This is a genomic window from Pseudomonas sp. B414 (assembly GCF_055408445.1).
On record NZ_JBUZTQ010000013.1, the window covers coordinates 42,213 to 59,137 of the forward strand.

Annotated in this window: 19 protein-coding genes; 8 read left to right on the forward strand and 11 right to left on the reverse strand. The window is 60.7% G+C overall.

Annotation, left to right across the window (positions count from 1 at the left end):
• The first annotated feature begins 3 nt into the window (after positions 1–3).
• Positions 4–1,902 carry a 1-deoxy-D-xylulose-5-phosphate synthase gene (gene dxs, locus ACZRMH_RS13125; RefSeq protein ID WP_464013763.1) on the forward strand — a complete coding sequence of 633 codons (1,899 nt, stop codon included), beginning with the start codon at positions 4–6 and terminating at the stop codon, positions 1,900–1,902.
• A 118-nt stretch (positions 1,903–2,020) separates the two neighbouring features.
• Positions 2,021–3,892, forward strand: a complete 1,872-nt coding sequence (locus tag ACZRMH_RS13130; RefSeq protein ID WP_464013764.1) for a TonB-dependent receptor domain-containing protein — start codon at positions 2,021–2,023, stop codon at positions 3,890–3,892.
• A gap of 110 nt (positions 3,893–4,002) precedes the next feature.
• Here ACZRMH_RS13130 and ACZRMH_RS13135 read toward each other — a convergent pair whose 3' ends face one another.
• From ACZRMH_RS13135 to nrdR, 10 genes are all read right to left on the reverse strand, one after another.
• A complete protein-coding gene (locus tag ACZRMH_RS13135) occupies positions 4,003–4,794 on the reverse strand; it encodes a cobalamin-binding protein (RefSeq protein ID WP_464013765.1) in 792 nt (263 codons plus the stop codon).
• Positions 4,794–5,213: an MFS transporter gene (locus tag ACZRMH_RS13140; protein WP_464013766.1), complete on the reverse strand. Its 420-nt coding sequence runs from the start codon at positions 5,211–5,213 to the stop codon at positions 4,794–4,796. Before ACZRMH_RS13140 ends, ACZRMH_RS13135 begins: the two co-directional genes overlap by 1 nt.
• Positions 5,210–5,827, reverse strand: coding sequence for a GTP cyclohydrolase II (ribA, locus tag ACZRMH_RS13145; protein ID WP_464013767.1), 618 nt, complete (start codon positions 5,825–5,827; stop codon positions 5,210–5,212). Before ribA ends, ACZRMH_RS13140 begins: the two co-directional genes overlap by 4 nt.
• A 249-nt stretch (positions 5,828–6,076) precedes the next feature.
• Complete coding sequence (gene thiL / locus ACZRMH_RS13150; protein ID WP_464013768.1) at positions 6,077–7,036, reverse strand: thiamine-phosphate kinase; 960 nt, start codon at positions 7,034–7,036, stop codon at positions 6,077–6,079.
• A gap of 15 nt (positions 7,037–7,051) precedes the next feature.
• Complete coding sequence (gene nusB / locus ACZRMH_RS13155) at positions 7,052–7,552, reverse strand: transcription antitermination factor NusB (RefSeq protein WP_016779229.1); 501 nt, start codon at positions 7,550–7,552, stop codon at positions 7,052–7,054.
• Complete coding sequence (gene ribH, locus ACZRMH_RS13160) at positions 7,549–8,025, reverse strand: 6,7-dimethyl-8-ribityllumazine synthase (protein ID WP_016779228.1); 477 nt, start codon at positions 8,023–8,025, stop codon at positions 7,549–7,551. The genes nusB and ribH overlap by 4 nt, the downstream gene beginning before the upstream one ends.
• Positions 8,026–8,116: 91 nt before the next feature.
• A complete protein-coding gene (ribBA, locus tag ACZRMH_RS13165; RefSeq protein ID WP_464013769.1) occupies positions 8,117–9,208 on the reverse strand; it encodes a bifunctional 3,4-dihydroxy-2-butanone-4-phosphate synthase/GTP cyclohydrolase II in 1,092 nt (363 codons plus the stop codon).
• A 16-nt stretch (positions 9,209–9,224) separates the two neighbouring features.
• The gene (locus ACZRMH_RS13170) at positions 9,225–9,887 is read right to left on the reverse strand and encodes a riboflavin synthase (RefSeq protein WP_464013770.1); all 663 of its coding nucleotides are present in this window, start codon (positions 9,885–9,887) and stop codon (positions 9,225–9,227) included.
• A gap of 46 nt (positions 9,888–9,933) precedes the next feature.
• Positions 9,934–11,067 carry a bifunctional diaminohydroxyphosphoribosylaminopyrimidine deaminase/5-amino-6-(5-phosphoribosylamino)uracil reductase RibD gene (gene ribD, locus ACZRMH_RS13175; protein WP_464013771.1) on the reverse strand — a complete coding sequence of 378 codons (1,134 nt, stop codon included), beginning with the start codon at positions 11,065–11,067 and terminating at the stop codon, positions 9,934–9,936.
• Complete coding sequence (gene nrdR, locus ACZRMH_RS13180) at positions 11,064–11,528, reverse strand: transcriptional regulator NrdR (protein ID WP_464013772.1); 465 nt, start codon at positions 11,526–11,528, stop codon at positions 11,064–11,066. The genes ribD and nrdR overlap by 4 nt, the downstream gene beginning before the upstream one ends.
• A gap of 139 nt (positions 11,529–11,667) precedes the next feature.
• Here nrdR and ACZRMH_RS13185 point away from each other — a divergent pair, with 139 nt between their 5' ends.
• From ACZRMH_RS13185 to trxA, 3 genes are read left to right on the forward strand one after another with little or no spacing between them, the layout of a single operon-like run.
• Positions 11,668–12,117, forward strand: coding sequence for a YbaY family lipoprotein (locus ACZRMH_RS13185; protein ID WP_464013773.1), 450 nt, complete (start codon positions 11,668–11,670; stop codon positions 12,115–12,117).
• Positions 12,114–12,803 (forward strand): class I SAM-dependent methyltransferase, encoded by a 690-nt coding sequence (locus tag ACZRMH_RS13190; RefSeq protein ID WP_464013774.1) that lies wholly within the window; start codon positions 12,114–12,116, stop codon positions 12,801–12,803. Before ACZRMH_RS13185 ends, ACZRMH_RS13190 begins: the two co-directional genes overlap by 4 nt.
• Before the next feature lie 31 nt (positions 12,804–12,834).
• Positions 12,835–13,710, forward strand: coding sequence for a thioredoxin (gene trxA / locus ACZRMH_RS13195; RefSeq protein ID WP_464013775.1), 876 nt, complete (start codon positions 12,835–12,837; stop codon positions 13,708–13,710).
• A 44-nt stretch (positions 13,711–13,754) separates the two neighbouring features.
• Here the strand turns inward: trxA and ACZRMH_RS13200 are convergent, their stop codons facing one another.
• Positions 13,755–14,096 (reverse strand): hypothetical protein, encoded by a 342-nt coding sequence (locus tag ACZRMH_RS13200; protein ID WP_464013776.1) that lies wholly within the window; start codon positions 14,094–14,096, stop codon positions 13,755–13,757.
• A gap of 133 nt (positions 14,097–14,229) precedes the next feature.
• On the opposite strand from ACZRMH_RS13200, the gene ACZRMH_RS13205 reads away from it, so the two are divergent.
• From ACZRMH_RS13205 to ACZRMH_RS13215, 3 genes are all read left to right on the forward strand, one after another.
• Positions 14,230–14,787, forward strand: a complete 558-nt coding sequence (locus ACZRMH_RS13205) for a DUF2796 domain-containing protein (protein ID WP_464013777.1) — start codon at positions 14,230–14,232, stop codon at positions 14,785–14,787.
• A gap of 140 nt (positions 14,788–14,927) precedes the next feature.
• Positions 14,928–15,638 (forward strand): ABC transporter ATP-binding protein, encoded by a 711-nt coding sequence (locus ACZRMH_RS13210; protein ID WP_464013778.1) that lies wholly within the window; start codon positions 14,928–14,930, stop codon positions 15,636–15,638.
• 1 nt (position 15,639) lies between these two features.
• On the forward strand, positions 15,640–16,905 hold the full coding sequence (locus ACZRMH_RS13215) for an ABC transporter permease (protein ID WP_464013779.1): 1,266 nt from the start codon (positions 15,640–15,642) through the stop codon (positions 16,903–16,905).
• The last annotated feature ends 20 nt before the right edge of the window (positions 16,906–16,925 follow it).

Sequence of the window (16,925 nt, forward strand, 5' to 3'; positions counted from 1 at the left end):
CTGATGCCAACGACGTTTCAAGAGATTCCCCGCAACCGTCCGACTACGCCCCTGCTCGACCGGGCAGGCACGCCTGCGGGCCTGCGCCGCCTGGCCGAAGCCGAGCTGGAAACCCTGGCCGATGAGTTGCGCCTGGAATTGCTCTATACCGTCGGCCAGACGGGTGGGCATTTCGGTGCCGGCCTGGGCGTCATTGAGCTGACCATTGCGCTGCACTACGTATTCGACACCCCGGATGACCGGCTGGTGTGGGATGTGGGCCATCAGGCGTATCCGCACAAAATCCTCACCGGCCGTCGCGAGCAGATGGCGACCTTGCGCCAGAAGGACGGCGTTGCCGCTTTCCCGCGTCGCGCCGAGAGCGAGTACGACACCTTTGGCGTCGGCCACTCCAGCACCTCGATCAGCGCAGCGCTGGGCATGGCCATTGCCGCCCGCCTGCAAAACAGCGAGCGCAAGGCCATCGCCGTTATCGGTGACGGCGCACTGACAGCCGGTATGGCCTTTGAAGCCCTGAACCACGCGCCGGAAGTGGATGCCAACATGTTGGTGATCCTCAACGACAACGACATGTCGATTTCGCGCAATGTCGGTGGCTTGTCCAATTACCTGGCCAAGATCCTCTCCAGCCGCACCTACGCCAGCATGCGCGAAGGCAGCAAAAAAGTGCTGTCGCGTTTGCCCGGCGCCTGGGAAATCGCCCGCCGTACCGAAGAGTACGCCAAGGGCATGCTGGTACCCGGCACCCTGTTCGAAGAGCTGGGCTGGAATTATATCGGCCCAATCGATGGCCACGACCTGCCGACCCTGATCGCGACGTTGCGCAATATGCGCGACCTCAAGGGCCCGCAGTTCCTGCATATCGTCACCAAAAAAGGCAAGGGCTTCGCCCCGGCCGAAGCCGATCCGATCGGCTACCACGCGATCACCAAGCTTGAGCCACTGGATGCCCCGAAAGCGGCGCCGAAAAAGGCCAGCGGGCCGAAGTACTCGGCGGTGTTTGGCGAATGGCTGTGCGATATGGCAGCTGCCGACGAGCGCCTGGTGGGCATCACCCCGGCGATGAAAGAAGGCTCGGACCTGATCGCCTTCAGCGAACGCTTCCCCAAGCGCTACTTCGATGTCGCGATTGCCGAGCAACATGCGGTGACCTTTGCTGCCGGTATGGCCTGCGAAGGCTCCAAACCGGTGGTGGCGATTTACTCGACGTTCCTGCAACGCGGTTACGACCAGCTGGTGCATGACGTCGCGGTGCAGAACCTGGACGTGCTGTTCGCCATCGACCGTGCCGGTCTGGTGGGCGAAGACGGTCCGACCCACGCTGGCAGCTTCGACCTGTCGTTCCTGCGCTGCATTCCGGGCATGCTGATCATGACCCCGAGCGACGAGAACGAACTGCGCAAAATGCTCACCACCGGCCATCTGTACAACGGCCCGGCGGCAGTGCGCTACCCCCGTGGTACAGGTCCGAATGCAGCGATCGAAAAAACCCTCGAACCGCTGGAAATCGGCAAGGGCGTGATTCGGCGCCAGGGCTCGAAAGTCGCCATGCTGGTATTCGGCGTGCAACTGGCAGAAGCCCTGCAAGTGGCAGAAACAATCGACGCCACCGTGGTCGACATGCGCTTCGTCAAGCCGATGGACGAAGAACTGGTTCGCGAAATGGCTGCCAGCCATGAGCTGCTGGTGACCATCGAAGAGAACGCCATCATGGGCGGCGCAGGTGCAGGCATCAGCGAGTTCCTGGCCCGTGAAAACGTGCTCAAGTCGGTGCTGCACCTGGGCCTGCCGGATGTATACGTCGAACATGCCAAACCAAGCCAGATGCTGGCCGAGTGCGGCCTGGATGCCGCCGGCATCGAAGCCTCGGTGCGCCAGCGCATGGCGTTGCTAGGGCTGTAACGCATTGGCTTTATTGACTGTGGGAGCGGGCTTGCCCGCGATGCAGGCGGCGCGGAATGCCTGCCAGACGCCGCTGATACAATCGCGAGCAAGCCCGCTCCCACAGAATTGAGAAACCATGAAACACCTTCGTCTGGCTTTAATCCTCGCCAGCCCGGTGCTGGCCAATGCCGCTGAGCGCGAAGACGCACTCAAACTCCCGCAAACCCTGATCACCGGCAACCGCCAGGTTGAAGCGCGCTCTGACAGCAGCAGCGCCAACAGCGTGTTCACCCGCGAAGATATCGACCGCCTGCAACCCACCAGCCTGACCGACCTGCTCGGCCGGGTACCCGGGGTACAAGTGGCCCGCAGCGGCGGACGCGGCGGTTTGCCGGGGATTTATATTCGCGGCACCAAATCGGCGCAAAGCCTGGTTTTAGTCGACGGCCAGCGCATGGCCAATGCCACCTCGGCCGACAGCAATCTGCAGTACCTCACGATCGATCAGATCGAACGGGTTGAAGTACTGCGCGGTTCGCGCTCGGTGATCTACGGCAGCGATGCGATTGGTGGCGTGATCCAGATATTCACCCGCCGTGGCGCCGACAGCGCCCCGCAGCTGCGGCTGCACAGCGCGACAGGCAGCTATGGCAGCTGGCAGAACAGCCTCGGCATATCCGGTGGCGATGAGCTGACCCGCTACAACCTCAGTGGCAGCCTGGAAGAAACGGCAGGAATCAACCGTACCCACGAGTCATTCCCCAGCGACAATGACCACGATGCTTATCGCAACAAGTCGCTGAGCCTGAACCTGAGCCACTACCTGAGCGAAGAACTTGAAGTCGGCCTGACAGCGATGAAAAACCTCGGCAAGACCGAACTCGACAACTCATTTGGTCGCTGGGACCCGACCACCATGACCGTCAGTGGCCAGCAGCTATACAGCGACTTTGATATCAGCAGCGTAGGCAGCTTTATCGATGCTCAACTGACCGAGCGCTGGAATTCGCGCCTGGAACTGGGCCACAGCGAGAACCGCGAAAAAACCCGGGACAAGCTCAGCACTGAGATCTACAGCTTCAATACTTATCGCGACTCGCTGAACTGGCAAAACAACCTGGCGCTGGACGACAGGAACAGCCTGATCCTCGGCGCCGACGCCTATGAGGATCGCGTGCGCAGCAACACGGTATTTGAAGAAGACAGCCGCTGGAACCGCGCTGTATTTATTCAGCAGCGCTTTCACGGTGATTACTTTTCGACCGAACTGGGCCTGCGTCACGACCAGAACCAGCAATTCGGTAGCCACAACACCTGGAGCGCCAGCCTGAGCGTGCCGCTGAACGCCGATAATGATCTGCTGCTGTCTTACAGCGAAGGTTTCCGGGCTCCCACGTTCAATGATCTGTACTACCCACAGTATGGCAATCCGAACCTCAAGCCCGAGCACTCCAAAAGTTACGAACTGCAATGGCGCAGCCAGTTGAGCGAAACCAGCCGCCTGGAAACTTCGCTGTACCGCACCGATATTCGCGACGCGATCGTGGCCGATGCCGACTTTATCCAGCAGAACATTGGTGCAGCCCAAATCACCGGTTTTGAAAGTGCCTTGCAGCAAGAGTGGTTCGGCTGGGAGAGCAGCCTGGGCATCGCAATTATCGACCCGCGCGATCGCGACTCCGGCCACACCCTGAGCCGACGCGCACGCAGGACGTTGAGCCTGGATCTGGATCGGCAGTTCGACAAGCTGGGTGTCGGCGCCAGTTGGCAAGCGGTGAGCAGCAGTTTCAACGATGACGACAACAAGCAGCCCATTGGCGGTTATGGCTTGCTGGGCTTGCGCGGCAACTGGCAGGCCAGCTCAGAAGTGCGGCTCGATCTGAAGGTCGATAACCTGCTGGACAAGAGCTTCACCCGCGCACTGTACAGCTATAACGGCAACTACTATGGCTACCGCGAAGAACGCCGCAGCTTGCAGCTGGCCATCACCTGGACCCCAAGTCTCTAAAAACACTCTGGGCCTGTGGGAGCGGGCTTGCTCGCGATGGCATCAGCTCGGTCTACCTGATGCACTTCATTGCCTGAATCGCGAGCAAGCCCGCTCCCACAGGTAATCAGTCAGTCGCGTAATTGCTCACACAGCCTGGCCGTCGCTTCCAGCATCTGCCCGCTCGGGCGCTCCAGCCCCTTGTCGGCCAATAGCAGCAAACGCCCATGCTTGACCGCATCGATCTGCGGCCAGGCTTTCCAGGCATCCAGCTGCGCCTGGGTGCCAGCGATAATCACTTCAGGATTACGCTGCAACACAGACTCGATACCAATCTGCGGCGCAGGCAGCTTGAGGTCGTCAAACACATTGCTCGCCCCGCACACCGCCAGCGCATCGCTGATGATTTGCCCGCCACCGATGGTGTACAGCGGCTGATCCCACACCTGATAAAACACCCGCAGCGGCTTGTCCCGCCGATACCGGTCACGCAGCCCGGCCAGACGCTGACGCAACTGGCCCGCCAGTTTATGCCCACGCTGCGGGCGATCCAGGGCAACGGCCAGCCCTTCAACCTGATCGGCCAACTGATCAAGGCTGTGCGGTTCGCCAATATAGGTAGGGATATTCAGACGCCGCAGCTGTTCGCGCTGTGCAACGCCCACACTGCCTGGCCAGAGCAACAACAGGTCGGGTTGCAGGCTGAGCAAGCGCTCCATGTCCAATTGCCCGTAGCGGCCCACTGAGGGCACCCCAGCCAGCTCCGGTAACGGTTCGCCCGCGTCCAGACGCCCCACCAGCAAATCGGCGGCGCCCAGTTCAACCACCATTTCGGATAAGGCCGGAGACAGACTGACTACGCGAGAGGCAGCCAGTGAAGGAGTGCTGACGGTCAGCAGTAATGCCGCCAACCAGACGCGCATCAGCCGACCTGGCGAGGAATGCGGTAGAGGTAAAACAGCACCAGCGTCGACAGCACCAGCAACAATAACGGCACCCCTTCCAGCCCGACAAACACCGCCAGGGTGGCGATCCAGGTGGGCAATCCCGCCGCCAGCAAGGCACGGCTGCGCGCACGCGCCAGCTCATCCCAGGCTGCAGGTTCCTGCGGGGTGTCGAGGGCTTTTTGCAAGTTGATCAGGCCATGCTTATAGGGCCCGAACGTGCGCAGGGTGACGAACATCGAAGCCACACCCGCGATAAACAACGGCATGCCCAGCTCAGGCAGCAGCGGCTCGGCTTTGCCAAAAAACCAGCAGACCAGCACCAGCGGCAGCAGGGTCAGCAGCAGTTGTTGCCACCAGCTGAAACTCAGGCGCCGACGACGCTGGCCACGGGTCATGCCGGGTCAGCCTCGTTTTGATGCTGGTTACCCATCATATGCCCAAGTTTGTTGGCTTTGGTCGCCAGGTACAGTTTGTTGTGCGGGTTGTGCCCGGTGTGCAGCGGCACACGCTCGGCGACGGTGATGCCCATATCGGTCAAGGCTTTGACCTTGCGCGGATTGTTGGTCATCAGGCGCAACGAATGCACGCCCACATGCTCGAGCATCGGCAGGCAGATGGCGTAATCACGCTGATCGGCAGCAAAACCCAGACGCTCGTTGGCTTCAACGGTGTCAGCGCCGCCATCTTGCAGTTCGTAGGCGCGGATTTTGTTCAGCAAACCGATACCACGACCTTCCTGACGCAGGTACAGCAATACGCCACGACCTTCGCGGGCGATGGCCTGCAAGGCGGCTTCAAGCTGCGAGCCGCAGTCGCAACGCTGGCTGAACAGGGCATCGCCAGTCAGGCATTCGGAATGCACCCGCCCCAGAACCGGAGCACCATCAGTCACGTCGCCCAAACTGAGCACAACGTGTTCACGACCCGTGGCTGTCTCAAGAAAGCCATGCATGGTGAATTCGGCAAAGGGGGTGGGCAACTTGCAAGCGGCAACGAAAACGACGGGCACCGTGTGCTCCTGATCAGTGTGAGTACTGGATATTCGCAGAGGCGACATTGTAACAGGAGGTTCCTACAGACGCTTAGGCTGAATTACCGTGGATAAAGATCTAAAAGTTTGATACTTCGTCGGCGAACACAGATGACTAATGATGTGGGAGCGGGCTTGCTCGCGATGGCATCACCGCAGTCTGCGAGAACCACCGGGTCGCCTGCATCGCGAGCAAGCCCGCTCCCAGCAAAAGCCCATTTGCCCACATTACGCGCCAAAATGCTGATAACCACGCACCGATGGCGTGATGTCCTGGCCATGTTCATCGAGCAAACCAACGCCCTGCCCTTCCACCGCGCGGCCAATCACATGAATCGGCCAACCATCCGCCAACAGCGTCGCCAGTTCAAGCGCAGGCAAGGTAAACGCCAGCACATAATCGTCACCGCCACTCAACGCAGCCTGCTGTGCATCGCCAGCGCCCAAAAACTCTTCCAGTGCCAGTGAGATGGGCACTCGATCAAGCTCAATCTCCAGCCCCACCTTCGAGGCCAGGGCAATATGACCACAGTCGGCAAGCAGGCCATCAGAGATATCCAGCGCCGAGGTGGCCTTGCCACGCAGTGCCTGACCCAACGCCAGCTGCGGTTGCGGCGACCAGTAATGCGCCAGCAACGGTTCGCTGATCATGGGCTGTGCGCTGCGCTGCCCCAACACCAGGGGTAACGCCCCCGCCGCATTGCCCAGTTCCCCGCCCACACAGAGCAGGTCACCCGGGCGGGCACCGCTGCGGGTCAGGGCCTGGCCCGTGGGCACACGGCCAAACACGGTCAGGGTCAGGCATAAAGGCCCGCGCGTAGTGTCGCCGCCAATCAGGCGCAGGCCACAGGCTTGAGCCATCAGGTTCAAACCGCGGGCATAGGCTTGCAGCCAGTCGGCAGTTACCGATGGCAAGGTCAGGGCAAGGGTGAATGCGAGGGGGGTTGCGCCCATGGCCGCCAGATCACTGGCCGCCACCGCCAGCGAACGCTGACCGAGCAGAAAAGGGTCGCAAGAATCTGCGAAGTGCACCCCGGCTACCAGGGTGTCGGTGGAGATCGCCAGCTGTTCCCCGAAGGGAACATCCAGCAGGGCGCAGTCGTCGCCAATACCCAAAGCAACACCCTCGCCGCCCTGCGCACAAGGCGCGGCAGCGAAGTAGTTGCGGATCAGCTCGAACTCGCCCATGGCCGACAGCGCGGTTTAGCGCTTGTAAGCCTTGACTTCAGCTTCACGCAGGCGTGGCGCCAGTTTGTCGAGCACACCGTTGACGAACTTGTGGCCGTCGGTGGAACCGAATACTTTGGCCAGCTCGATACCTTCGTTGATCACAACGCGGTAAGGCACGTCGACACGCTTGATCAGTTCCCAGGTGGACAGGCGCAGAACAGACAGCTCAACCGGGTCGAGTTCTTCGATGGTGATGTCCAGGCACGGAACCAGGGCAGCATCGATCTCGCCTTTGTGCGCAGGCACGCCGTGCAGGATTTCACGGAAGTAGGCCGCATCAACGTCGGTGAAGTCGTTATCGACGCGGAACTGCGCTTCGATTTCGTTCAACGATTGCTTGGCCATGTGCCATTGGTACAGGGCCTGAGTCGCGAGTTGACGCGCTTCACGGCGCTTGGCGCTCTTGGATGGCTTGCCAGCGTCCGCAGGTTTTGGATCGCGCGGGTTGAAACGATCGCTTTCGTCGGAAATCACTTGGCCTCCAACTGTGCCAACAGGCTGACCATTTCAAGGGCGGACAAGGCAGCTTCAGCGCCTTTGTTACCGGCTTTGGTGCCGGAACGCTCGATGGCTTGCTCGATCGAATCAACAGTCAGCACGCCGAATGCAACCGGAACGCCAAACTGCATGGACACCTGGGACAGGCCCTTGGTGCATTCGCCGGCAACGTATTCGAAGTGCGGAGTACCGCCACGAATCACGGCGCCCAGGGCGATGATGGCGGCGAATTCGTTGCGCTGGGCAACTTTTTGCGCAACCAGCGGGATTTCGAACGCACCCGGCGCACGAACAATGGTGATGTCGCTTTCGTTCACACCGTGGCGAACCAGGGCATCAACGGCACCACTCACCAGGCTTTCGACAACAAAGCTGTTGAACCGGCCAACTACCAGAGCGTAGCGCCCTTTGGGGGCGATGAAGGTACCTTCGATGGTCTTCAGGGTCATTCGGTATGTCTCGTATTAAAGAGCCAGAACGCACTCACGTGCGTTCTTTAAGGATATAGGGCCACGAATTCGGACTGGACACGACCGGTCTTTATTCGGAGGGCACGTATTCTACAACTTCCAGATCGAAACCGGATATGGCATTGAACTTCATTGGTGAACTCATCAAGCGCATTTTGCGCACGCCGAGGTCACGCAGGATCTGCGAACCGGCACCGACGATGCTGTAGGTGGTCGGTTTTTTCGCCGGAACCTGGTCCGCGGTTTCGCGGATATGCGCCAGCAACACATCACCATCGAGCGGGTGGCCCAACAGCAACACCACGCCGCTGCCCGCCTCGGCCACCGCAGACATGGCGGCGCGCAGGCTCCAGCGGCCCGGCTGCTTGACCATCAGCAGGTCACGCAACGGGTCCATGTTATGCACACGCACCAGGGTCGGTTCTTCGGCGCAAATCTTGCCCAGGGTCAGTGCCATATGCACGTCGCCTTCGACTGAATCACGATAGGTCACCAAATTGAATTGGCCCAGTTCGCTGTCCAGTGGCTGCTCGGCAATCCGCTGAACGGTACGTTCGTGAATCATCCGGTAGTGAATCAGGTCGGCGATGGTGCCGATCTTGATGCCGTGTTCGGCGGCAAAGGTTTCCAGCTCCGGGCGACGGGCCATGGTGCCGTCGTCGTTCATCACTTCGCAGATCACCCCGCTTGGCTCGAAACCGGCCATGCGCGCCAGGTCGCAGGCCGCTTCGGTGTGACCGGCGCGGGCCAGGGTACCGCCCGCCTGGGCCATCAGCGGGAAAATATGCCCCGGGCTGACGATGTCTTCGGCCTTGGCGTCTTTGGCGGCCGCTGCTTGCACGGTACGGGCACGGTCAGCGGCAGAGATGCCGGTGGTCACGCCGGTCGCAGCTTCGATCGACACAGTGAACTTGGTGCCAAAACCGGAGCCGTTGCGCGGCGCCATCAATGGCAACTTGAGCAGCTCGCAGCGCTCGCGGCTCATCGGCATACAGATCAGGCCACGGGCAAAGCGCGCCATAAAGTTGATGTGCTCGGCCTGGCAGCACTCGGCGGCCATGATCAAGTCGCCTTCGTTCTCGCGGTCTTCGTCATCCATAAGGATGACCATCTTGCCTTGGCGGATGTCTTCAACCAGTTCTTCGATGCTGTTGAGCGCCACGCGGCACCCCCTTAAGTCAGGATTTGAGGTAGCCGTTGGCGGCCAGAAAACTTTCGCTGATGCCACCCGAGGTCGGCTCGGCGGCTTTATCGCCCAGCAGCAGACGCTCAAGGTAGCGCGCCAGCAAATCGACTTCGAGGTTGACCCGACGACCTGGACGGTAGTCGCCCATGATGGTTTCGCTCAGGGTGTGCGGAATGATGGTCAGCGAGAATTCGGCGCCATTGACCGAGTTTACGGTCAGGCTGGTGCCGTCGACGGTGATCGAGCCTTTGTGGGCAATGTACTTGGCCAGTTCTTTCGGGGCACGGATCACGAACTCGATGGCGCGGGCGTTCTCTTCACGGGAGATCACTTCGCCCACGCCATCGACGTGACCACTCACCAGATGCCCGCCCAGACGCGTAGTCGGGGTCAGGGCCTTTTCCAGATTGACCCGGCTGCCGCTTTTCAGGTCGTTGAAGGCAGTGCAATCGAGGGTTTCGCGGCTGACGTCAGCGGCAAAGCCGTTGCCCGGCAGTTCAACGGCGGTCAGGCATACGCCATTGATCGCGATGCTGTCGCCGAGTTTGACGTCGCTCAGGTCGAGCTTGCCGGTGTCGATGGAAACCCGTATATCGCCGCCTTTGGGGGTCAATGCACGGATGCTGCCGATGGATTCAATGATGCCGGTAAACATGGCGTTCCCCTTGAGAACAAAGCCTGGGTAAAACTAAGGCTGAGAATTATACGCTCGCTGGCGGCACGGGAATGGCAGTGACTCGCCAGTCATCGCCCACTGCGCGCATTTCTGTGATCTTGAGCAAAGGCGCTTCGCTCATATGGGTCAACGGCAGCTCAAGCAGAGGCCGGGCGGTTGAACCGAGGAACTTGGCGGCGATAAAAATCTGGTACTCATCGACCAGGCCTTGCTCGGCAAACGCCCCGGCCAGACGCGGCCCGGCCTCGACCATCACTTCGTTGACACCACGGGCGGCCAGGGCCTGCAACAACTTGCGCAGGTCGACCTGACCGTTGGCGCCGTGGATCACCAGGCACTCCGGCCCGGTGCGGTATTGCTCGGCAGGCGGTACGCAGGTGGCGACCAGCGCGGGGCCTGCCTTGAAGAAAGGCGCATCCAGCGGCACCCGCAGGCGCCCGTCGATCAACACCCGAAGCGGTGGCCGACTGAGCGCCAGCGCGGTCATCTCGGGGCTCAGGCCCAATTCGGGGCCGCGCACGGTAAGGCGTGCGCCATCGGCCAAAACCGTGTCTGCACCCGTCAGCACGACACTGGCCTGAGCCCGCAGACGCTGCACCGCAGAGCGCGCTTCAGGGCCGGTGATCCACTGGCTCTCACCGTTGGCCATCGCGGTACGACCATCCAGGCTCATTGCCAGCTTGACCCGCACAAACGGCAGGCCGTGTTCCATACGCTTGAGGAAACCCGGGTTCAGCGCCCGGGCCTCGGCCTCAAGCACACCACTGACCACCTCAACCCCGGCATCGGCCAGACGCTTGAGGCCGCGCCCGGCGACTTCCGGGTTGGGGTCCTGCATGGCCGCAACCACCCGCGCCACGCCTGCGGTGACCAGACCTTCGGCACACGGCGGGGTATGGCCATGATGGCTGCAGGGTTCAAGGGTGACATAGGCGGTCGCGCCACGGGCCAGCTCACCCGCCGCCCGCAAGGCGTGGACTTCGGCATGGGGCTCACCGGTGCGGACATGCCAGCCTTCTCCGACAATCTGCCCGTCACGCACGATCACGCAACCGACACGGGGATTGGGGTGAGTGGTATACAGGCCATTACGCGCCAGCTCGATAGCCCGGGCCATGTAATGGGTGTCTAAAACCGTTTGTTCAGTGGACTGGGTCATTCTTGTGAGGGCTCACGGGCAAGTCGGTCGATCTCTTCGCGGAACTCGTTCAAGTCCTGGAAGCGTCGATAGACCGAGGCAAAGCGGATATAGGCCACTTCGTCGAGCTTTTGCAGCTCGCCCATGACCAGTTCACCCACCACCAGCGATTTGACTTCACGTTCGCCGGTGGCGCGCAGCTTGTGCTTGATTCGGGCCAGCGCGGCTTCAAGGCGCTCGACACTGACCGGGCGCTTTTCCAGCGCACGCTGCATACCGGCGCGCAGTTTTTCTTCGTCAAAGGGCTGACGACTGCCGTCTTGCTTGATCAGGCGGGGTAGTACCAACTCGGCTGTTTCAAAGGTGGTGAAACGTTCACCACAGGCCAGGCATTCGCGCCGGCGACGCACCTGATCGCCCTCGGCGACCAGACGCGAGTCGATGACTTTAGTGTCGTTGGCACCGCAGAAGGGACAGTGCATGGTGGCAGCCAACAAAAATGGGGAGCGCCATGTTAGCGCATCCCACTGGCAAGACAAGCCATAGGCTTTACGGTATACAGACGGGCTACTATGTTTTACACCATCTGATACATCGACTGACCTGCTGCTGGAGCCGTATATGTCGCTACGAACGCTTGTTTTGCTGTGCCTTGCCAGTTTGCTGGTCGCTTGTAGCAGTGAGCCGCCAAAATCGGCACAGCCCCAAGTGCTGGCGCAGCCAAAAACCGACGCCCCGGCCGACCTTGGCCCGCTGCCGTCTTATCAGCGCGAGTTGAGCGGCGTATTGACCGGAGTCCCGGCAGGCGCCGAGGTTGAGCTGGCCATGCTGATCGTCGACGATCGCGGGCGCCCCCAAGGGCTGATGGCCAGTAGCAAGATCATCGGCAACAACCAACCGCTGCCCTTCAAGCTGCGCTTCAACCCGCAAGCCTTCCCGACCGGCATGCGCGTCGAACTGCGCGGCCGCGCCAGCCAGTCCGGGCAATTGATCCTGCATCTGCCGTCACGCATCATCAACCAGCCCACCACCCAGGCGCTGGGGACTCTGGCATTCGTTAAAGCCCCATGAAAACACCGCTTGAGCTGCAGCAGTCGTTAAGCGAGCTGCTGGGTGATGCGCGACTGGTCAGCACTGACCTGCCCGGCACTGAGCTAAAGCTCTGGCTGATCGATGCGCACAATATGGACCGCGCCTTCACCCCCGACGAAACCCGGCGCATTCTTTACGAGCCGCCCTACTGGGCGTTTTGCTGGGCCAGCGGGCTGGCGTTGGCGCGGTTTCTGGCCGAGCAGGCGCAGTGGGTCAAGGGCAAGCGCGTGCTGGATTTTGGTGCAGGTTCCGGTGTAGCGGCAATTGCCGCCGCCAGGGCCGGGGCGCTGGAAGTGGTGGCCTGCGACCTTGACCCACTGGCACTGGCGGCGTGCCGGGCAAATGCGCAGCTCAATAACGTACAGCTCGGCTACTCCAGCGACTTCTTTGCCGAGGCCGACCGATTCGACCTGATTCTGGTGGCCGACGTACTCTACGACCGTGAAAACCTGCCATTACTGGATCAGTTCCCCACCCGCGGCCAGCACACACTGGTGGCCGACTCCCGCGTGCGCGACTTTAAGCACCCTCTGTATCAGCAGCTATCCATGCTCAAGGCACTGACCTTGCCCGACCTGGCCGAACCCCACGAGTTCCGCAACGTCAGCCTGTATCACGCGCAGCGCGAGCCAACTGCTTTCAGCAGCCCGGCCCAGCCTTTATAGTTGCCCCCATTTACCTGCTTCGAGACACAACATGAATCAGCCTACGCCCTCTTTCAGCTTCGACGTAACCTCTGCTGACTTCGACAAACTGGTGGTCCAGGCCTCTTTCGACCAGCCCGTACTGGTGGATTTCTGGGCCGAGTGGTGTGCACCGTGCAAGGTGATGCTGCCGATCCTGGAGCAAATCGCCGAGGACTATCAGGGCGAGCTGCTGCTGGCCAAGGTCAATTGCGATGTCGAGCAGGACATTGTCGGTCGCATCGGCATTCAAACCTTGCCAACCGTCGTGCTGTTCAAAGACGGCAAGGTGGTCGATGGGTTCCAGGAAGCACAGCCTGAATCAGCCATTCGCGCCATGCTCGCGCCTCATGTAGTTATGCCCGAAGCGGCGGTTGAAGACCCGCTGGTGCAAGCCCAGGCAATGTTTGCCGAAAGCCGTTTTGCCGATGCCGAAGCGCTGCTTAAAAACATCCTGACCGAAGACAACAGCAATGCCAAAGCACTGATCCTGTATGGCCGTTGCCTGGCCGAACGCGGTGAATTGACTGAAGCCCAAGCCGTGCTGGATGCGGTCAAAAGCGACGAGCACAAGGCCGAACTGGCGGGCGCCAAGGCGCAACTGACATTTTTGCGTCAGGCAGCTGACTTGCCGGATGTTGCCGACCTGAAAACCCGCGTGGCGCAAAACCCGCAGGACGACGAAGCCGCGTATCAACTGGCGATTCAACAGTTGGCGCGCCAGCAATATGAAGGGGCACTGGACGGGCTGCTGAAGTTGTTTACCCGCAACCGCAGCTACAACGAAGGCATCACCCACAAGACATTGCTGCAAGTGTTCGACCTGCTGGGCAACGACCACCCGCTGGTCACCACCTACCGCCGCAAGCTGTTTGCAGCGTTGTACTAACCCCTGCTGGGATCTTTTTGTGGGCGCGCCCACCAATGGCAAAGCTATTCAACCCAACTGTAAACCGGTGAGTCAGCCCCGCTGACCACCTTGACCTCGGCACAATGGCGCAGGCGCACCAACAGGCGTTTGCCTGCGCTTGCGCTGCCGGTCAGCGCTTCAAGCTGCCCCAGCAATTCAGGCCCGCTCATCTGCCCGGCCTTGCGCAACAAGTCCTTGGTGGTTTCCCACACGGCATCGTCCTGATTCGCAGGCCTGACAGGCGCCTGACTGATCGGCGCTTCACTGACGTGCAATTGTGCGCCCAGCCTGGCCCAGTCGCTCTCATCCAGCTCCACCGTCAAATCCACCGGCCAGTCACCTATCGTTCCGCGAATGCGCACCATCGTCGAGCTCCTCAATTTTCATGCCGTCATGCTCCCATGCGTCTTGCGTAACGCCAAGCACACGGGCAAACTCTCGCTATAGTTGTTATAAGATCACATAACAATATTTTCACATTTCTGCTGGAGTCTTCCCATGCGCCGCTTGCTTCTTGCTTTGCCGTTTGCCTTGTTGCCGCTGGCGATGGCTCATGCCGCCGACGATCACGACCATGAACACAGCAGCCTGCCACCCCATGAACATGGCGTGGGCAGCTTGAATGTCGCACTGGACGGCCAGACCCTGGAACTGGACCTCGACGGCCCGTCAATGAATCTGGTGGGCTTTGAACACCTTGCTACTACTGACGCAGACAAGGCCAAGGTCAACTCGGCGCGCAAGCACCTGGAAGACCCGCTGGTGCTGTTCAGCATCCCCAAGGCCGCCGGTTGTGCAACTGACGCACAAGAGCTGAAGAGCCCGCTGTTTGATCCTGCCCCCGAAGAAGGCGCGGCCAAAGGCGAACACCACCATAGCGATATCGAAGCCCACTACGCATTTACCTGCAGCAAGCCTGAGGCGTTGGAGGCACTGGACCTGGCCCAGTTTTTCAAAACATTCCCGGGCACGCATAAATTCAAGGTACAACTGATTGCTCCGAGCGGTCAGCAAGCGGTGGAAGTGACGGCCAAGGCACCTACGCTGAAGTTTTAAACACCTGCCTCCCCCTGTGGGAGCGGGCTTGCCCGCGATGACATCACCTCGGTGTACCTGACAGACCGCAGCGTCTGAATCGCGAGCAAGCCCGCTCCCACAGACAGTATTCCCCCACTCCCAGGTGATTCTCTCCCCCCATGACCCAAGCACTTATTGAACTGAGCGACCTGAGCTTCAGCTGGCCGGGCCATCCCGTACTGCTGGATATTCCGGCGTTCCGCCTTGAACCCGGTGAAACCCTGTTCCTTAAAGGCCCCAGCGGCAGCGGTAAAACCACCTTGCTCGGTTTGCTGGGCGGGGTGCAAAAAGCCAACCGGGGCACCATCCGTTTATTGGGTCAGGAACTGGGCGAACTCGGCTCGGGCGCCCGCGACCGCTTTCGGGTAGATCACACGGGCTATATCTTCCAGCAGTTCAATTTGCTGCCGTTCCTGTCAGTGCGCGAGAACGTCGAACTGCCTTGTCACTTTTCCAAACTGCGCGCCAGCCGCGCCGTGCAACGTCACGGCAGTGTGGATAAGGCCGCGCAAACCCTGCTCGCCCATCTGGGTCTTAAAGACCCGGCCCTGCTGGAGCGCCGTGCAGACTCGTTATCCATCGGCCAGCAGCAGCGTGTTGCCGCAGCCCGCGCACTGATCGGCCAGCCCGAACTGGTGATTGCCGACGAGCCCACTTCCGCGCTGGACGCCGATGCGCGCGAAGCCTTTATCCAGTTGCTGTTTACCGAGTGCCGCGAGGCGGGTGCCAGCCTGTTGTTTGTCAGCCACGATCAAAGTCTGGCCCCTCTGTTCGACCGCAACCTGTCGCTGTCTGAACTCAATCGCGCCGCCGTATCGGCAGAGGTCTGAGATGTATCTGTTTCGTCTAGCGCTGGCCAGCCTGGCCAACCGCCGCTTTACCGCCCTGCTGACCGCCTTCGCCATTGCCCTGTCAGTCTGCCTGCTGTTGGCTGTCGAGCGAGTACGTACCGAGGCCCGCGCCAGCTTTGCCAGCACCATCAGTGGCACCGACCTGATCGTTGGCGCCCGCTCGGGGTCGGTCAATCTGCTGCTGTACTCGGTGTTTCGCATCGGCAATGCCACCAACAATATCCGCTGGGACAGCTTTGAGCATTTCGCCAACAACCCCAAGGTGAAATGGGCCATCCCCATGTCCCTGGGCGATTCGCACCGCGGCTATCGGGTCATGGGCACTACCGAGGCATACTTTGAGCACTATCAATACGGCCACAAGCAAAACCTGCAACTGGCCAGCGGCCGCGCCTTTGCAACCGACCCTTTTGAGGTGGTGCTAGGCGCCGAAGTCGCCGATGCCCTGCATTACAAACTGGGCGACAAGCTGGTACTGGCCCACGGCGTAGCGGCTATCAGCCTGGTCAAACATGACGACAAGCCCTTCACCGTGGTCGGCATTCTCAAGCGCACCGGGACCCCGGTCGACCGCACATTGCATATCAGCCTGGGCGGCATGGAAGCGATCCATATCGACTGGCATAACGGCGTGCCTGCCCGTGGCGCCGGGCGTGTCAGTGCCGATCAGGCGCGCAATATGGACCTTACCCCGCAAGCCATCACCGCCTTTATGCTGGGCCTGAACAGCAAGATCTCGACCTTTGCCCTGCAACGGGAGATCAATGAGTTTCGTGGTGAACCCATGATGGCGATCTTGCCGGGCGTGGCCCTGCAAGAACTCTGGAGCCTGATGAGCACCGCTGAAAAAGCGCTGTTCGTGGTTTCGCTGTTTGTGGTGCTGACCGGATTGATCGGCATGCTGACGGCGATCCTGACCAGCCTCAATGAGCGGCGGCGCGAGATGGCCATTTTGCGTTCCGTGGGTGCCCGACCCTGGCATATCGCAACCTTGCTAGTGTTTGAAGCATTGGCGCTGGCCCTGGCAGGCGTGGTTGCGGGCGTCGGGTTGCTGTATGTATGCATCGCGCTAGCGCAAGGTTATGTGCAATCGAACTACGGCCTGTATTTGCCACTGGCCTGGCCAAGTGAATATGAATGGACGCTGCTCGGCGGTATTCTGGCAGCCGCCCTGCTGATGGGCTGCGTGCCGGCCTGGCGCGCCTACCGACAATCGCTGGCCGATGGTCTGTCCATTCGTTTATGAGCCTACGTTTATGAAAAGGT